Annotated in this window: 15 protein-coding genes; 2 read left to right on the top strand and 13 right to left on the bottom strand. The window is 71.7% G+C overall.

Translation table 11 applies throughout. The annotated features are described in order from the left end of the window. Positions 1-5 precede the first annotated feature (5 nt). On the top strand, positions 6-1,070 hold the full coding sequence (locus ABZ016_RS35540; protein WP_356920840.1) for a LacI family DNA-binding transcriptional regulator: 1,065 nt from the start codon (positions 6-8) through the stop codon (positions 1,068-1,070). Positions 1,071-1,080: 10 nt separating this feature from the next. Here ABZ016_RS35540 and ABZ016_RS35545 read toward each other — a convergent pair whose 3' ends face one another. The 13 genes from ABZ016_RS35545 to solA all read right to left on the bottom strand — a co-directional run bounded on the left by ABZ016_RS35545 (position 1,081) and on the right by solA (position 16,260). Then, positions 1,081-3,048, bottom strand: a complete 1,968-nt coding sequence (locus ABZ016_RS35545) for a heavy metal translocating P-type ATPase (protein WP_356920841.1) — start codon at positions 3,046-3,048, stop codon at positions 1,081-1,083. A 121-nt stretch (positions 3,049-3,169) separates the two neighbouring features. Then, positions 3,170-4,453, bottom strand: coding sequence for an FAD-binding oxidoreductase (locus ABZ016_RS35550; protein ID WP_356920842.1), 1,284 nt, complete (start codon positions 4,451-4,453; stop codon positions 3,170-3,172). Positions 4,454-4,482: 29 nt separating this feature from the next. Next, entirely contained in the window at positions 4,483-5,148 is a 666-nt protein-coding gene (locus ABZ016_RS35555; RefSeq protein ID WP_356920843.1) for a haloacid dehalogenase type II, read from the bottom strand. 37 nt (positions 5,149-5,185) lie between these two features. Next, on the bottom strand, positions 5,186-6,124 hold the full coding sequence (locus tag ABZ016_RS35560) for an aldo/keto reductase (RefSeq protein ID WP_356920844.1): 939 nt from the start codon (positions 6,122-6,124) through the stop codon (positions 5,186-5,188). Beyond that, positions 6,121-7,575, bottom strand: a complete 1,455-nt coding sequence (locus ABZ016_RS35565) for an aldehyde dehydrogenase family protein (RefSeq protein WP_356920845.1) — start codon at positions 7,573-7,575, stop codon at positions 6,121-6,123. Before ABZ016_RS35565 ends, ABZ016_RS35560 begins: the two co-directional genes overlap by 4 nt. Then, a complete protein-coding gene (locus ABZ016_RS35570; protein WP_356920846.1) occupies positions 7,572-8,525 on the bottom strand; it encodes a M14 family metallopeptidase in 954 nt (317 codons plus the stop codon). The genes ABZ016_RS35565 and ABZ016_RS35570 overlap by 4 nt, the downstream gene beginning before the upstream one ends. A 37-nt stretch (positions 8,526-8,562) precedes the next feature. Further along, on the bottom strand, positions 8,563-9,954 hold the full coding sequence (locus ABZ016_RS35575; protein WP_356920847.1) for an aminotransferase class III-fold pyridoxal phosphate-dependent enzyme: 1,392 nt from the start codon (positions 9,952-9,954) through the stop codon (positions 8,563-8,565). Further along, the gene (locus tag ABZ016_RS35580) at positions 9,951-10,817 is read right to left on the bottom strand and encodes an ABC transporter permease (RefSeq protein WP_356920848.1); all 867 of its coding nucleotides are present in this window, start codon (positions 10,815-10,817) and stop codon (positions 9,951-9,953) included. Before ABZ016_RS35580 ends, ABZ016_RS35575 begins: the two co-directional genes overlap by 4 nt. Beyond that, complete coding sequence (locus ABZ016_RS35585) at positions 10,814-11,734, bottom strand: ABC transporter permease (RefSeq protein WP_356920849.1); 921 nt, start codon at positions 11,732-11,734, stop codon at positions 10,814-10,816. The genes ABZ016_RS35580 and ABZ016_RS35585 overlap by 4 nt, the downstream gene beginning before the upstream one ends. A 5-nt stretch (positions 11,735-11,739) precedes the next feature. Beyond that, positions 11,740-12,879, bottom strand: coding sequence for an ABC transporter ATP-binding protein (locus tag ABZ016_RS35590; protein WP_356920850.1), 1,140 nt, complete (start codon positions 12,877-12,879; stop codon positions 11,740-11,742). Then, positions 12,872-14,002, bottom strand: a complete 1,131-nt coding sequence (locus ABZ016_RS35595; RefSeq protein ID WP_356920851.1) for an ABC transporter substrate-binding protein — start codon at positions 14,000-14,002, stop codon at positions 12,872-12,874. The genes ABZ016_RS35590 and ABZ016_RS35595 overlap by 8 nt, the downstream gene beginning before the upstream one ends. A gap of 57 nt (positions 14,003-14,059) precedes the next feature. Beyond that, positions 14,060-15,121 carry a succinylglutamate desuccinylase/aspartoacylase family protein gene (locus ABZ016_RS35600; protein ID WP_356920852.1) on the bottom strand — a complete coding sequence of 354 codons (1,062 nt, stop codon included), beginning with the start codon at positions 15,119-15,121 and terminating at the stop codon, positions 14,060-14,062. Between the two features lie 2 nt (positions 15,122-15,123). After that, entirely contained in the window at positions 15,124-16,260 is a 1,137-nt protein-coding gene (gene solA, locus ABZ016_RS35605) for an N-methyl-L-tryptophan oxidase (RefSeq protein ID WP_356920853.1), read from the bottom strand. Between the two features lie 277 nt (positions 16,261-16,537). On the opposite strand from solA, the gene ABZ016_RS35610 reads away from it, so the two are divergent. Beyond that, a complete protein-coding gene (locus ABZ016_RS35610) occupies positions 16,538-17,284 on the top strand; it encodes an IclR family transcriptional regulator (protein ID WP_356920884.1) in 747 nt (248 codons plus the stop codon). The last annotated feature ends 56 nt before the right edge of the window (positions 17,285-17,340 follow it).

Consider the following 17,340-nt stretch of genomic DNA (forward strand, 5'->3'; position numbering starts at 1 on the left):
CCGCCATGACACCGAGCGCCACCGACAGCCCTGCCCCCAGGGGCCGCAGCCGGCGCAACTTCGCGGGGACGCGGCCGGTGATGGCCGACGTGGCCCGGCTGGCCGGCGTCTCCAAGCAGACCGTGTCCCGGGTGCTCAACGACCACCCGGCCGTCCGCCCCGGGACCCGTGAGGCGGTCCTGGACGCCATGCGCACGCTCGGCTACCGGCCCAGCCGCAGCGCACGGTCCCTGGCCAGCGGCCGGACCCGGATGCTCGGGGTCATCTCCTTCGACGCCGCCCGGTACGGGCCCGCCTCCATCCTGACGGCGATCAACACCGCGGCTCAGGACGCCGGTTACCTCGTGAGCTCCATCGCCCTCTACACGGCGGACCACGACACCGTCGTCGAGGCGGTGAACCGCCTGTCGGCCGAGGGCGCGGACGGCGTCATCGCGATCGCCCCTCAGCAGTGGGTGGGCCGAGCCCTGGCCGAGACCGACCTAGGCACGCCCCTGGTGGTGCTGGAGAGCGCCCTCGACAGCGGCACGCCCCCGGTCACCGGCGACTCCCGCACCGGCGCCCGCAAGGCCACCGAGCACCTCCTCGGTCTCGGGCACACCACCGTCTGGCACATCGCGGGCCCCGCCGGGTGGACCTCCGCCGATCACCGGCTGGCCAGTTGGCAGGCCACGCTCCAGGCGGCCGGTGCGGTCGTCCCCGCCCCGCTCGCCGGGGACTGGAGCGCCGACTCCGGTTACGAGCTGGGCCGCAGGCTGGCCCGGCGCCCGGAGGTGACGGCGGTGTTCGCCTCCAACGACCAGATGGCCCTGGGCCTGCTGCACGCCCTGCACGAGTCCGGACGGTCCGTCCCCGGCGACGTCAGCGTCGTCGGCTACGACGACATCCCCGAGGCCGCGCATCTCCTGCCGCCGCTGACCACCGTCCGTACCGACTTCGCCGAGATCGGCACCCGTTCCCTGCGTCTCCTGCTGGACCGCATCGACGGTCCAGAGGAACGGCCCCAGGTGGAGACCCTGGTGCCCGTCGACCTCGTGGTGCGTGCCAGCAGCGGGCCACCGCCGCGCTGAGGCCGACGCGTCAGCCGTTTCCCTCGGCGGCCGCGCGCTGCCAGGCGGTCTCCCGCAGCAGACGCAGGCCGTTCAGGCCGACCAGGACGGTGGAGCCCTCGTGGCCCGCGACGCCGAGCGGCAGCGGCAGGGTCCCGGCCAGGTCCCAGACGACGAGGCCGGCGATGAACACCCCGGCGATGACGAGGTTCTGGACCACCAGCCCGCGGGCGCGGCGGGACAGGGCGACGGTGGTGGGGACCGCGGCGAGTTCGTCGCGCACGATCACCGCGTCCGCGGTCTCCAGGGCGAGGTCGGAGCCCGCCCGGCCCATGGCGACGCCGGTGTGCGCGGCGGCCAGGGCGGGTGCGTCGTTGACGCCGTCCCCGACGACCAGCACCTTGCGGCCCGCACTCGCCATCTCCTGCACGGCGGCCAGCTTGTCCTGCGGCAGCAGCCCGGCCCGTACGTCGTCGATGCCGGCCTCGGCGGCGACGTGCGCGGCGGCCCGTGGGTTGTCGCCGGTGAGGAGCGCCGGGGCGGCGCCGGTGAGCGTGGCGAGCGCGGTGACGGTGGCGGCGGCGTCCGGGCGGAGCCGGTCGGCGAGGCCGAGCAGTCCGGCGGGGGCGCCGTCGACGACGACCAGGACGGCGGTACGGCCGGCCTCCTCCAGTTCCCCAGCGGTCCCGATCGCGTCGTCCAGCAGCCTGGCCGGGGCGCCCACCTGGACCTCACGGCCGCCCACCAGGGCGGTCACACCGACACCCGGCGCGGACGTGAAGTCCCGTGCCTCCGGCAGGTCGAGGCCGCGTTCACGGGCGGCGTCCACGACCGCCCGTGCCAACGGGTGCTCGCTGGGACGCTCGGCGGCTGCGGCCAGGGTCAGCAACCCGTCCTCGTCCAGGCCGGATCCCGGCAGCGGCCGGACGTCGGTGACACGCGGGCTGCCCTCCGTCAGCGTGCCGGTCTTGTCCAGTGCGACCGCGTCCGCCTGGCCGATCCGTTCCATCACCACGGCCGACTTCACCAGCACACCGTGCCGTCCCGCGTTGGCGATGGCCGACAGCAGGGGCGGCATGGTGGCCAGCACGACCGCGCACGGTGAAGCCACGATCATGAACGTCATGGCACGCAGCAGCGCGTCGGTGAGCTGTGCGCCGAAGGAGAGCGGCACCAGGAAGACGGCCAGGGTCGCGGCCACCATGCCCAGCGAGTAACGCTGTTCGACCTTCTCGATGAACAGCTGCGTGGGCGCCTTGGTCTCGGAGGCCTCCTGCACCATCCGGACGATCCGGGCGATCACCGAGTCGGAGGCGTCGCGCTCGACCCGGATCCGCAGGGCGCCGGTGCCGTTGAGGGTGCCGGCAAAGACCTCGTCGCCCTGTCCCTTCGCCACGGGGAGCGGCTCGCCCGTGATGGTCGCCTGGTCCACCTCGCTCGCCCCGTCCAGCACGCGGCCGTCGGCTCCGAGGCGCTCACCCGGGCGTACCAGGACGGTGTCCCCCACGGCCAGCTCGTCGACCGGCACGGTCCGTTCGCCGCCGTCCGGGGCCAGCCGGGTGGCCGTGGCGGGGGCCAGGTCGAGCAGACCGCGGACGGAGTCGGCGGTACGGGCCGTGGCCAGCGCCTCCAGCGCGCCCGAGGTGGCGAAGATGACGATGAGCAGCGCGCCGTCCATCACCTGCCCGATCGCCGCCGCGCCCAGGGCGGCCACCACCATCAGCAGGTCGACGTCGAGCGTGCGGTCCTTCAGCGCCTTGAGGCCCTCCCACCCGGGCTCCCAGCCGCCCGTGACGTACGACAGGGCGTACAGCGGGCCCCAGCTCCAGGCGGGGGCGCCGGTCAACTGCAAGGGCAGCGCGAGCAGGAAGAAGACGGTGGCCGCGGCGGCCCAGCGCGCCTCGGGGAGCGCGAGGGCACGGGTACGCCGCCGGGCCACCGGTCCGGTGCGTGCGGGCTTCGCCCGTTCGACCGGATGAGGCGCGAGCGTGGAGGTCATCAGGGGTCCTTCTGGCGGGGGGGCGCGTGGCACGTGGTGCCCACCATACAGGAACACATGAAGACTGATTCATGTCTTCATTCCCCATCAGGGTCCTGGGAGTTACCGGGGGCTGCCGGGGTCAGCGCACCTTGTCCTTCGCCTTGTAGTAGGCGCCGCCGAACGGCAGGAACCAGGCGGTGCCGTTGTAGAAGGGGACCGGGACTTTGGGGAAACCGAGCCCGCGCAGCGGGTTGGCCTCCGGGCGGCCGTCCATCATCTCGGCGACCGCGCGGCCCATGTAGGTGGCCATCTGGACGCCGTGGCCGCAGTAGCCCATCGAGTAGTAGAGGCCGTCGGCTTCGCCCGCGTGCGGGAGGCGGTCCCAGGAGAAGCCGACCATGCCACCCCACACGTAGTCGACCCGCACCCCCGCGAGCTGGGGGAAGATCTCGGTCATCTCGGCCTTCAGAACGTCGCCGCTCTTGATGTCGGAGGCCGGGTTGGACGGGGCGAAGCGGGCCCGGCCGCCGAAGGCGAGACGGTGGTCGGGGGTCAGGCGGATGTAGTGGCCGATGTTCTTGGAGTCGACCACCAGGCGGCCGTTCGGGATCAGTTCTTTCGCGCGGGCCTCCCCCAGCGGCTCGGTGACGATGATGAAGCTGCCGACGTTGATGAGCCGCTTGCGGAACCAGGGCATCGACTTGTCGGTGTAGGCGTCCGTGGCGGCCATCACCTGCTTGGCGCGGATGGTGCCGTTCAGGGTCTCGACGACGAAGCCGCCGCCCGGCAGCCGGGTGAGGCCGGTGGCCGCGTTGCGCTCGTGGATCTCCGCCCCGGCGCGTTCGGCGGCCTCGGCCAGACCGTGGACGTAACTGCCGACGTGCAGGGCGGCGCTCAGCGGGTCGAGCAGGGCGCCGTGGTAGTAGTCGGAGTTCAGTTCGGACTTCAGCTCCCCCCGGCTCAGCAGCCGGGTCTCGTGGCCGAAGTTCTCGGCCAGGTCGCGCTGGGTGGCCCGCATCGACGCGAAGTGCTGTGGCTTGAAGGCCACTCCGAGTCGGCCCGCGCGGTGGAAGTCGCAGTCGATCCGCTCGGTCCGGGTGATCTCCTCGACCACGTCGACCGCCTCGCGGAAGGCGTCGTACAACGCGCGGGCGCGCTCCTGGCCGTACCGTTTGCGAGCCTCGCCGACGCCGATGGTGAGGCCCTGGGTGCACATGCTGCCGTTGCGTCCGGAGGCGCCGGAGCCGACCTTGTCCTTCTCGACGAGGACGACCCGGGCTCCCTTGCGGGCGGCGTGGTAGGCGGTGGACAGGCCGGTGAGGCCGCCGCCGATCACCACCACGTCCGCCTCGTCGGGCAGGTCTTTGCGGGAACGGTCGGGCAGGGCGGGGGCGGTGTCGAGCCAGTAGGGGACCTGCTTCATGGCGTGCGTCCTCACATTCGTCCGGGGGGTCAGCAGCCGAGCAGCTTCGGCAGGCCCGTCATGTCGGGCAGCTCGTCGTACGGCTGGTAGTCGGCGCTGCCCGGGCGGCCGTAGCGGTTGATCCACACCCGGCGCCTCAGGCCGAGGTCACGGGTGGGGATGTGGTCGTACTCCCAGCCCTGGGCGGTGTGGATGACCTGGGACGGCTCGACGCCCATGGTCCGGAAGGCGTGCTCGAAGGTCTGCCGGTCCGGCTTGTAGGCGCCGGCCTGCTGGGCGGTGATGACGTGGTCGAACTCCACGCCGATGTTCTCGACGTTCCGCGCGATCAGGTCGTCGTCGGTGTTGGAGATGATGGCGATCTCGTACCTGCTCTTCAGCGCGCGCAGGGCGTCCGGGACCTCCGGGAAGGGGCCGAAGGTGGGGACCGCCTCCACGAGGGCGTCGCCGTCGGACTCCCGGTACTCCAGGCCGTGCAGGCGCATGGCGTTGCGCAGGCTGGAGTGCAGGACCTCGTAATAGGGACGGTAGGCCTCCAGAACGGCCTGGAAGCGCATGACGCGGAAGTCGTCGAGGAACTCGTCGACGTCCAGGTTGTCCAGGTCCAGCCGGTCCTCGAGGACCTTCAGGGTGGTCGGGCCGAGCTGGAAGTCGACCAGGGTTCCGTAGGCGTCGAAGGTGACGATCTCTCGCATGGTGTTCAGCCTCGTTTCGCGGGTTCTGTAAGGGGTGTCAGACGACACGTGCGCCGGGCGTGACGATCGCGTCGAGGGCGGCCAGGTCGGCCGCGTCGGGGATCCAGTCGGCCGCGGCCGCGTTGGCCGTGACCTGCGCCGGGGTCATGGCGCCGCAGATGACGGAGCCGACCGCGGGCAGCGCGGCCAGTCCGCCCACGGCGACCTGGAGGAGGGTCAGGCCGCGCTCCGCGCCGTACGCGGTGAGCGCTTCGGCCTTGTCGAGGGCGGCGTCGGTGAGCCAGCCCTGCCGCCAGGAGAGCCGGCTGCCGGGCGGGGGCTCCTCGCCACGCCGGTACTTGCCGCTGAGCAGGCCGTTGGCGAGCGGGTAGTACGGCAGGAGTCCCAGGCCGTGGCGCAGACAGGCCGGGATCAGGTCGTTCTCCACGCTCCGGTCGAGCAGGTGGTAGCGGGCCTGGGTGGAGACGAAGGCGTCGGTGAGCTGCTCGGCCGGGAGGTCGGAGCAGCCGATGTGGCCGATCTTGCCCTCGGCCACGAGTTCGCGCAGGGCGGCGACGGTCTCCTCCAGCGGGGTGAGGCCGTCCGGCTCGTGGTACTGGTACAGGTCGATCCGGTCCGTGCCGAGCCGTCGCAGGGAGGACTCGACGGCGAACCGGATGTAGGGGCGGGCGCCCCGCCTGCCGTACATGTCGGCCTCGGGGCCCATCTCCATGCCGAACTTGGTGGCGAGGACGACGTCGTCCCGATGCCCCTTGAGGGCGGCGCCGAGGAGGCGTTCACCGTCCCCGCGGGCACCGCCGCTCCCGCCGAACCCGCCGTACATGTCGGCGGTGTCGAACAGGGTGACCCCCGCGTCGAGGGCGGCGTGCACGACGGCCTTCGTGCCGTCCTCGTCGAGGCGGGAGCCGAAGTTGTTGCCGCCGACACCGACCACCGAGACGGCCGGGCCACGTTCACCGAGCGTGCGGTACCTCATGACCGGCTCCCGAACCCGATGCAGACGTTCTTGGTCTGGGTGTAGCTGTCGAGGGCTTCGAGGCCCTTCTCCCGGCCCCAGCCGCTGTGCTTGTAACCGCCGAAGGGCAGCTCGACGCCGGTGCCGACGCCGGTGGCGTTGACGTAGACCTGCCCGGCGCGGATGCCCTCGGCCAGGCGCATCGCCTGGTCGAGGTCACGGGTCCAGACGTAGGAGGACAGGCCGTACGGGCTGTCGTTGGCGATGTCCAGGGCCTCGGCGGCGTCGTCGAAGTCGATGACGGTGACGACGGGGCCGAAGATCTCCTCGCGGGCGCAGCGGGCCTGGTTGGTGAGGCCGGTGAGGACCGTCGGCTCGATGTAGTAGCCGTCGGCCAGCGCCGGGTCGGCCGGGGCACCGCCGCCGACCCGCGCCAGCGCGCCCTCCTGCCGGGCCAGTTCGAGGTAGCCCAGGACGCGGTCCCGCTGCCGGGCGGCGACCAGGGGCCCGATGTCCGGGTCCGTCAGGCCGGGGCCGACCCGCAGCGCGGCGACCTTCTCGACCAGCCGGTCGAGGAACTCCTCGGCCCCGCGCTGGAGCAGCAGCCGGGTTCCGGCGGAGCACATCTGGCCGGCGTTGCTGAACGAGGCGCCCAGGATCGCGGTCAGTGCCAGGTCGAAGTCGGCGTCGGCGAAGACGACGAACGGCGACTTGCCGCCCAGCTCGGTGACCGAGGGCACCACGTTGGCGGCGGCGGCCTGGGCGACCTTGACGCCGGTGGGCACCGAGCCGGTGAAGGTGACCTGGTCGATGCCGGGATGACCGGCGAGCGCGGCCCCCGTCGCGCCGTCGCCGGGAACGACGTTCAGCACGCCCGGCGGGAGACCGCACTCCAGGGCGATCCGGCCGATCTCCAGCGGGGTCAGCGGTGCTTCAGGCGACGGCTTGAGCACCACCGTGCAACCCGCGGCGAGGGCCGGGGCGGAGCCCCGGGCGGTGTTCTGGAGCGGGTAGTTGAACGGGATGATCTGGCCGGAGACCCCGATCGGCTCGCGGACGGTGTAGTCGATCAGGCCGGGGCCGAGGGGGATGGTCGTGCCGCCGAGCTTGTCCGCGGCACCCGCGTAGAACTCGAAGTAGCGGGCTGCCGCCTCGACATCGGCCCTGGCCTGGCTGAGCGGCTTGCCGACGTCCCGGCTCTCCAGCCGTGCCAGCCGTTCGCCCTCGCCGCGGACGGCCCCGGCGATCCGGTGCAGGAGCCGGGCCCGGTCGGCGGCGCGCGTCCGGGCCCATTCGGGTGCCGTGAACGCCGCGCGGGCGGCGGCGACCGCCTGGTCCACGTCCGCCGGCCCGGCGAGGGCCACCTCGGTGAAGGCCGTGCCGTCCGCCGGGTCGAGGACGGCGAAGGTGCGCCCGTCGGCGGCGGGAATCCGCTTGCCGTCGACGAGCAGCAGCCGGGTGTCGCCGCTCATGGCGTGATCTCCCCCTGCACCTCGCCGAAGATGACGACCTCGTCGCCCGGGCGCACCGTGCGGATCCGGCGCACCCAGAGGACGATGCCGTCCTGCGGGGCGCGGACCTCCTCCAGCGTGTTGCCGTAGTGGTCGACGATCGTGGCGATCAGGTCGCCTTCCTTGCAGCTCTCCCCCGGGTCGGCGTGTCCGACGAAGAAGCCGCCGGCGTCGGAGCGGGCGAAGGTGCCGGAGACGGCGGTGTAGGTGTCACGCAGCTCCGCGCTGCCGTCGATCATCTTCAGCTGCCGCAGGATGTTGCGGATCGAGTGGGCGTGCAGGGCGACGTTCTCCTCGCGGTAGGTGCCTCCGCCGACCTCGATGGTGATGGCCGGCTTGCCCGCCGCGAGGGTGGGGTGGCGGACCGTGCCGCCCCACTTGCCGCCCTTCCAGACCAGTTCGTGGCCGGCCGCCAGCGCGAGGTCGGTGGCCAGGTCCTCGTAGCCGCCCTGGAGGATGACCAGCGGGGCGATCTCACCGAAGGTGCCGCCGGTGTGCAGGTCCACGAGGGCGTCGACGGCCGGGACGACCTGCTCGACGAAGGTGGCAGCCAGGCGCAGCGAGTACGAACCGTCCGCGTCACCCGGGAAGATCCGGTTGAGGTTCAGGTGGTCGAGACCGCTGGTGCGGGCCGCCGCCTCGAACGCGGGGGTGTTCATGCAGGGGATGGCGACGAGCGTGCCGCGCAGGGAGGCCGGGTCGATCTCCGCGAGGACCCGGCGGACGGCCTCCTGGCCGTCGTACTCGTCGCCGTGCACGCCCGCGTCCACGCACAGCACCGGGCCGTCCTGGGTGCCGTTGACGACGATCAGCGGGATGCCGAGTTCCACGCCGTAGCTGCTGGTTCCGACCGGGATGAGGCCTTGGGCGCGCTCGCCGGGGGCGACGGTCAGCGGACCGATGGAGTACATGTCGTTCCTTTCAACGAACCCCTTCGGAAGAAGGGGGTCACAGGCGGGCGGAGGCCTCGTCGAGGGTGTCCGCGATGATCTCGGCGATACGGTCGAGGAGATGGCGGTCGCTGATCAGCGGGGGCGCGATCTGGACCAGCGGAGCGGCCCGGTTGTAGACACGGGCCAGCAGACCGGCCTCGCGCAGTCGGCGCGGGATCAGGTCGACGACCAGGTCGGCGCGTGCGCGGTCGCTGAAGCCGCCGTCCTCCTGGTCGCCGACGAGTTCGCAGGCGTAGAAGAAACCGGCGCCGCGGACGTCGCCGACGATCGGCAGGCCGGCGAGGGCGGCCATGCGCTCGGCCAGGTGGGTCTGGTGGTCACGGACGTTGTGCAGGATCCGGTCCCGCTCCATGATCTCCAGGCTGCGCAGGGCGATGGCCGCGCTCAGCGGGTGCCCGGCGAAGGTGTAGCCGTGGTTGAGGACCGCGCCCGGCCGGTTGATGACCTCGACGACCGCGTTGCTCACCAGGGTGGCGCCCATGGGGGCGTATCCGGCGGTGATGCCCTTGGCGACGGTGACGATGTCGGGGCGGGCGCCGTAGTGGTCACCGCCGAACCACTCCCCCAGCCGGCCGAAGGCGGTGATCACCTCGTCGGCGACGAGGAGGAAGCCGTAGCGGTCGGCGAGGGCGCGCAGACCCTGCCAGTAACCGGCCGGCGGGGTGATGCAGCCGCCGCGGTTCTGCACCGGCTCGGCGATCAGCATCGCGACGGTCTCCGGGCCCTCGGCCAGGACCGCTGCCTCCAGTTCGGCCAGCAGGCGGGCGGTGAACGTCTCGTCGTCGACGTACTCGGGGGCGAGTCCGAACCGGTTGGTGCTGGACACGAACCGGGTCTCGATCGCGCCGGGCCCGTACGGTTCCCGCAGCCCGGGGTCGTCGGTGAACGACAGGGCCCCGAGAGTCAGGCCGTGGTAGGCGCCGCGGCGGGCGACGGCCTTGGTGCGGCCTGTTTCGCCGCGCAGGGCGTGGTAGCGGCGGGCGATCTTCCAGGCGGTCTCGACGGCTTCGGCGCCGCCGCCGGAGAAGAAGGTGTGCTCGATGCCGGCGGGGGCGATCCGGGAGAGGTGCTCGGAGAGTTCGATGGCCGTCGGGTGCGCGGAGGAGGACCACAGCGGGCTGAAGCACAGTTCGCGCAGCTGACGGCCGGCGGCCTCGGCGAACTCGGGGGCGTAGGAGTAGCCGAGCTGGCAGCAGTACAGGCCGGAGAGGCCGTCGATGTAGCGCTTGCCGTCCGCGTCGTCGACGTAGGGACCCTCGCCGCGGCGGACGACGAAGAGGTTCTCGCCGTCCCGGCCGAGGGAGCCGTTGGGGGTCATGTTGAGGAGCAGGTGTCTGGCCGCGGTGGCGGACAGTCCGTCCGCCGGGGCCTGGGTGCTGAGGGTCATGAGGTCTCACTTCCGGCGGGGAGGCCCACCGCGGGCTCGGTCGGCAGCAGTCCCTGCTGCTTGCCGGAGCCGCTGAGCCGGCGCGCCACGCCGACCAGGGCGAGGCCCACGACGGCGACCGCGATGAGGATCGCGCTGACGGCGGTCACCGACGGGTCGACGTTGTACTGGAGGACGTTGAACACCTGGACCGGCAGGGTCACGGTGTCCACCGAGGACAGGAACTGCGAGATGAAGAACTCGTCGAAGCTGGTGATGAAGGAGAAGATCGCGGCGGCGACCATGCCGGGCATGGCCAGCGGGAGGGTGACGCGCCGCCAGACGGTCAGCCGGCCGGCGCCCATGCTGGCCGCGGCGTCCTCCAGGCGTTCGTCGATGCCCTTCAGCGTGGCCATGAGGATCATCACCGCGATGGGCGAGGCCAGGACGGTGTGGCCGAGGGCGATGGCGATGGGGCTGCCGAGCATCGCGGCCGGTTCGAAGAGCAGGAACAGGCCGAGCGCGATGACGACTTGCGGGATCACGAGGGGGGCGAGGACCAGGCCGTAGACCGCCGAGCGCAGCGGGAGGTCGCTGCGGACGAGGGCGGTGGCCGCCGTCATGCCCAGGAACAGGGAGAAGACCGTGGTCAGGGAGGCGACCAGGGCACTCAGGGAGAGCGCGGCCGGCCACTTGCTGCCGTCGGCGAGCAGTTGCTTGTACCAGCCGAACGTCCAGGCGCTGGGCGGGAAGTTGCCGAAGGCGTCCTTGCCGAAGGAGGTGACCACGATGACGACGATCGGCAGGACCAGGAACAGCAGGATGAGCGTGGCCAGGACGGCCAGGGTGACGCGTCCGGCCAGGGTGGGGCGCAACTCGATCATGATGCCGTCCCCCGCTTCCGCAGGGCCTCGCCGGCCGACTTGAGCAGCCTGAGCAGCAGCAGTCCGGCGAAGGTGAGCAGCAGCAGGATGATGCCGAGGGCCGAGGCGCCGTTCCACTGGTTCTGCTTCATGACCTGCTCGTCGATGAGCGAGGCGACCATGGTCTGCTTCTCGCCGCCCATCAGGGCGGGGGTGAGGTAGTAGCCCAGGCAGAGGATGAAGCACAGGACACCGGCGTTGACCAGGCCGGGGGCCACCAGAGGCACGTAGACCCGGCGGAAGATGGTGATCCGTCCGGCACCCATGCTGGCCGCTGCGGCCAGCAGCCGACGGTCGATGCCCTTCATCACGGCGTACAGCAGCAGCACGGTGTACGGCAGCATCACGGCGGTGGTGCCGATGACGACGCCGATCTCGTTGTAGAGCAGCTGGAAGGGCGCGCCCGGGAAGTGGACGCCCGTCAGGATGTTGTTCACGACGCCGTTGTCGCCGAGCAGGATGATCCAGCCGTAGGTGCGCACCAGCGCGCTGATGAAGTGCGGGACGACGACGACCAGCATCGCCAGTCCCGCCCACAGCGGCTTGAGCCGGGAGATGGCCGAGGCCAGGGCGAAGCCGACGACCAGGCTGATGAGCGAGGTCTCGGCGGAGATGCGCAGGGTGGTGAGCAGGATCTCCAGGTTGGCGCCGCGGAAGGCGTCGGCGTACCAGTGGAGGGTGAAGCCGCCGGTGCCGGTCTTGAGGCTCAGCATCAGGGTGCTGAAGATCGGATAGACGAAGAGGATCAGCAGGTAGACGACGACGGGCGCGGCGTTCAGGAGTCCGAAGCGGGTGCGGCGGTCGGACAGCGCGTGTCCCCTTCGTTTCTTGTGGGGCACCGGTGCGACGGAGCGGGACGCGGGAGCGAGCACGGCCACGGCTCTCACTCCCCGTTTTCCGTGTCGGTGAAGACGCTGACGTTCGCGGGGTCCGCGGTGAGTCCGACGCGCTCGCCGACGGTGGGGGCGCGTCCGGAGGGCAGTTCCAGCCGTACGAGTTCGGTGTCCGCGCCGCCCATGGGGCGGACGGTGACGCGGACGAGTGTGCCGACGTAGGTGACCGAGTCGACGGTGCCGGTACAGAACCCCTCGTGGGGCGGGCACAGGGTGAGCCGGCCGGGCTGGATCGCCGCGCGCACCCGCGCGCCGTCCGGGACGGCCTGCGGGCGGGCCCTGATCAGGCCGCCGGTGTCGAGCCGGACGGTGGTGCTCTCGGCGGTCTGCTCCTCCAGGCGGCCGGGGAGGAAGTTGGCGGCGCCGAGGAAGTCGGCGACGAACGGGGTGCGCGGGCGCTCGAAGAGCTCCTGCGGGGTGTCGAACTGGTCGATCCGCCCGTCCCGCATGACCGCGATGCGGTCGGAGAGTACCAGGGCCTCTTCCTGGTCGTGCGTCACGTAGATGACGGTCAGGCCGAGTTCCTGCTGGATGCGCTTGATCTCGGTCTGGAGCTGGTCGCGCAGCTTCTTGTCGAGGGCGCCGAGCGGTTCGTCCATCAGGATGACCGGGGGCCGGTACACCAGGGCGCGGCAGAGCGCGACGCGTTGTTGCTGGCCGCCGGACAGCTCGCGCGGGCGGCGGCGGGCCATGGCGGACAGGCCCGCCATCTCCAGGGTCTCGCCGACCCGGCGGCGCTGTTCGGCCTTCGGCACGCCACGCAGGGTCAGCGGGAAGGCGACGTTGTCCCACACCGTCATGTGCGGGAAGAGCAGGTACTGCTGGAAGACGAAGCCCAGACCGCGTTTCTGCGGGGCGAGGCGGGTGACGTCACGGCCGCCGACGACGATGCTGCCGGAGTCGGGCTCGCAGAACCCGGCGATCATCATCAGGGTGGTGGTCTTGCCGGAGCCCGACGCGCCCAGGAAGGTGACGAACTCCCCCGCGGCGATCTCCATGGAGACCTCGTCCACGGCGGTGACGCCGGCGTAGGTCTTGCGGAGCCGGGTGACGGACAGGGGTTTTCCGGTGCCGGCCGCGGGCGGTGGGGCGGCGAGCGAGGGCTCGGGCATCACGTCGGTCTCAGGCATGCGTCCACTCCTGCCAGCGCTTGGAGACGGCGTCCTGGTTCTTGATCCACCACTCGACGTCCAGGTCGAAGCCGTTCTTCAGGTGTGCGGGCGAGCTGGCGAGGTTCTCGGCGGTGGCGGGCTTGAGTTTCTTGTAGGCGGCGGGCACGGAGGGGGCCATCGGGTAGAGCTCGGCGTAGGCGGCCTGTACCTCGGGGCGCAGCGAGAAGTCGATGAGCCGGTAGGCGGCGTCGAGGTTGGCGGCTCCCTTGGGGATACCGAGCGCGTTGCTCTGGCGGCGGGCGCCGTTCCATCCGTACGCGAGCGGCGCACCGCCCTTGATCAGCGCGTCGAGGCGGCCGTGCCAGACGCTGGAGGCGTCGACCTCCTTGCGGCCCAGCAGCACGCCGGGCAGGGCGCCGGTGTCCCAGAACTTCCGGACGTGGGACTTGATCTCGCTGAGGACCTTGAAGGCCCGGTCCACGTCCAGCGGGTACAGCTTGTCGAGCGGTACGCCGTCGGCGAGGAGGGCGAACTCCAGCTCGGGCAGGTCGGCGTCCAGGGCCTGGAGGGCACGGTTGCCGGGGAAGGCCTTGGTGTCCCAGAAGTCGGCCCAGGAGGAAGGTTTCTTCCCTCCGAACGCGTCCGTGCGGTACGCCATCACGCTGGCCCAGTAGTTCTTGCCGACGGCGTTGGTGGTGACCAGGTTCTCGGCGATGCCGGCCTTCTTGAAGTTCTTCAGCCGGTCGTGGTCCAGTTCCTCGGTGGCGCTCTCCTTGTGGAAGAGCACGAAGTCGGCCATCGAGTCGTCGATGACGTCGAACTCGGGGCGGCCCTGCTTGATCTGGGCGAGCATCTGGGCGTACTGGATGTTCACCACCTTGACCTGGATGCCGGTCTCCTTGGTGAACGGCTCGTAGATCGCCTGCTGGTTGGCGTCGCCGTAGGAGCCGCCGCTGTTGCGGACGACCAGTGTCTTGGAGCCTTTGCCACCGGATCCGGCCGCGGCCCGGCTGGTGCCGGTGCCACAGCCGCTGAGGGCGGTCGCGGCGGCGAGACCCGCCGTCGCTCCGCCGACTCCGCGCAGGAAGAGCCGGCGGTCCATCCGCGCGCCACGCGGTAGAGCCGCATGTCGATTCGTCATCGTGTGCCTCCTGGGGTGGTGCTACGGGGGAAGAAGGGGGGCGGCCGGGGTGGGGGTTTACGCGGGGGTGTCCGTCGCTTCGGGCGCGGCGCCCAGGCCGGGGGTACTGAGGGAGTCGGGGCGGGCGGCCGTGGCGGGGTCCCAGGGGACGGCGAGGGCGGCCAGTTCGTCGCCTTCGGTGACGGTCAGGCCGTGCATGCCGTAGAAGATGCGGCCGCCGGCCGGGGCGTGGACGGGGTGCTCGCGGCCGTCGGCCGGGGCGACGATGTGGCCGAGGACATCGCCCTCGGCGACCTCGCCGATGACGTCGGCGTCGAAGGAGAACTGCGGGTACCACAGTCCCGTGGCCTCGGCCGTGACCCCGGCGGACCAGACCCATTCACGGATCGGGGCCGGCACGGAGCCGTCCGGTTCGAGCACGCCCAGGTGGCGCAGAGCCCCGAGCAGGCCGTCGACGCGGTGCAGGGCCGTTGCCTCGTCGCGCTGTCCGAGTTCGCCCACTTCGACGAGGACGGCCGAGATGCCACGGCGGGCGGCGGCGGCATGGCTGTTGCCGCCCTCGGCCGTCAGTCCGAGGATGACGTCCTCGACGCCGAAGGAGCCCGCCAGTCCGGCCGTTGCCTTGTCGAGGTCCGGGTCGCCGGTGAGGCGGTAGCCGACGAAGTCCCTCAGGACCTGGTCGATACCGCCGCAGTGCAGATCGATATAGGTGTCGGCGCCGTCGATCAGGTGGGCGAAGAGCCAGGCGGCGAGCCGCTCGGTGGGGCCGCCGTCCGGGTCGCCGGGGAAGACGCGGTTGATGTTCACGCCGTCGAGCGGGGAGACGCCCAGCCTGCCCTGGTACACGGCGGGCGGGTTGGCGACCGGACAGATGACGAGCTGTCCGCGTACCCGGCCCGGTTCCAGCAGGTTCGTCAGTCGTGTCGCGGCGTCGACGGGGGTGAACTCGCCGCCGTGCACGCCGGCGGTGATGACGACCCGGGGGCCGGGGCGGGCGCCGTTGACCAGGGTCAGCGGGATGTCGAGGGTGAGGGCGCCGAGGTCGGCGCGGACGGTGCCACGTGTCTTGGTGCCGGGCCCGGCCGTGAGGGAGCCGACGGACAGGGTGGTGTCGTTCATGGTCATGCCTCCGTGCGGCCGACGGTCGAGAGGAAGCCGATGGGCTGGGCGGAGGTCCCGTCCAGGGCGAGATCCGCGGCGATGTCGCCGAAGGCGGGCGAGAGTTTGAAGCCGTGTCCGGAGAAGCCGGCGAGCAGGACGACGTTCTCGGCGCCGGGCAGCGGGCCGACGAGCGGTCGGCTGCTCTCGGTGTAGCCCTCCATGTAGACGGAGAGCCGGACGGGGTCGGGGTGCAGGTCCGGCAGGTAGCGACCCATGAGCTCGGTGAAGATCCCCAGTTCCTCGGGCCCCACGGTGCGGTCCAGCCGGTTCGGGTCGCCGGCCGGGAGGTGCAGCGCGCGGGACAGGCCGAGCTTGACGGAGATGCCGTCCGGGGAGGGCAGGCCGTAGCAGTGGGTGGGTGCCGTGCGGATGAAGGCGGGGCGTTCCTCGCCGGACCAGGCGTCGGTGGTGGGCACGTACCAGGCGCTGACGAGACGGCGGACGTCGACGTCCCAGGGCAGGTCGGGCAGCAGGTCGTTGACCCAGGGGCCGGGGGTGACGACGGCCGTGTCGAAGCGTTCGCTTCCGGTGTCGGTGCGGATCTCCACGCCGTTCGCGTGGGGAACGATCTCGCGGACCGTGGTGTACCGGTGGATGGCGGCGCCCAGCTGCTCGGCCCGGCGGGCGGCGGTCTGGATCGTCAGCTCCGGGCGGATGAACCCGGCCCGGCGGTCGAGCACGGCGGCGTCGCCGTCCTCGATCCGGTACTGCGGGAAACGCTTGGCGAGCGCCTCGGTGTCGAGCACCTCGTGGTCGAGGCCGTGCTCGGCGATGGACTGCAGGACGGTGGCCATCTGCTGGTGCTCCGCGGGCCCCATCAGCAGACAGCCGGTCAGGCGGCGCAGCTCGCGACCGGTCTCCTGCTGGAGCCGCTCCCAGAGGGCGTCCGCGTGCTGGAGCAGCGGCACGTACCGGGAGTCCTCGAAGTGGGCGCTGCGGAAGATGCGGGTCTCGCCGCCGGCGGCGCCGCGGTCGTGGCCGGGTGCGTAGCGGTCGTAGCCGACGACCTCCGCGCCGCGGGCCGCGAGTCGCCAGGCGGCCTGGCTGCCCATCGTTCCGACGCCGACGACGGCGACGCGCTTCCTGGCAGCTGACACAGGGCTTTCCTTTCGTATCGCCGGGGCGCAAGCTGAGCCCTGGCGTGAGGCTGTCGATTCGAGGAGGTTCAGGCGGAGACCGGGCTCTTCGGAGGCCTCCGGCCGTATTCGCCCCGTTCTCGGAGTCCGGCTCGCCTCTCGGGGTCTTCCGGAGGGCCGTGCCACATTGTGGAATGCTGTGCTAGAATCTGGCACAGAGAATGGCAGTGGCACTCAGGGGAGTCAAGAGGGTGCCGGCTGGAAGTTCCGAGGATTAACAGGGGGAAACCGGATGGAAATGAAGAGCGTCACCAGGTCGCTGCGCATCCTCGAAGCGGTGGCCCAGCATCAGCCGGTGACCGTCGGCGAGCTGACCAAGCTCTTCGGCCTGCCGAAATCGACCGTGCAGCGCACCCTGGTCACCCTGGCGGAGGCGGGCTGGCTGCGCGCCAACCGCAGGGACACCACCCGCTGGGAGATCGGCGCCCGCGTGCTGGCCGTGCGCCCCGCCGCCCTCCAGGGGTCCAGCCTCTTCGCCGCCGCCCGCGAACCCATGATCCGGCTCCGCGACGCGGTCAACGAGACCATCCACCTCTCCGTCCCCGACGCGCTGCAGTGCATGGTCGTCGTGGACCGCGTCGACTGCGACCATCCGGTACGGACCTTCCACACCATCGGCGACACCTCACCCCTGCACGCCACCGCCGCCGGCCGCGCCGTCCTCGCCCACCTGCCCAAGCAGGACGTCGAAGAGCTCATCGCCCGAGGCCTCGAGCGCTTCAGTGACACGACCCCGGCCGAGCCCGACGCCCTGCGCGCCGAGCTGGACCGGATTCGCATCGAGGGCTACTCGGTCAACCAGAACCAGTACCGGCCGGGCGTCTGCGCCGTCGCCGCGCCCGTCCTCGACGAGGAGGGCACGCCGCTGGCCACGGTGGCGATCTCGATGCCCGACTCGCGGTACGACACCGAGCGGCTTCCCGAATGGGGCCGCCTGGCCGCCGACACGGCGGCGGAGATCACGGGACGGCGCATGGGCGCCTGAACGCCACGCACCGGCAGGGGCCGGCCGTACGCACTCGCGTACGGCCAGCCCCTGCG

The sequence above is a fragment of the Streptomyces sp. NPDC006372 genome (assembly GCF_040612515.1).
Classification (GTDB): domain Bacteria; phylum Actinomycetota; class Actinomycetes; order Streptomycetales; family Streptomycetaceae; genus Streptomyces.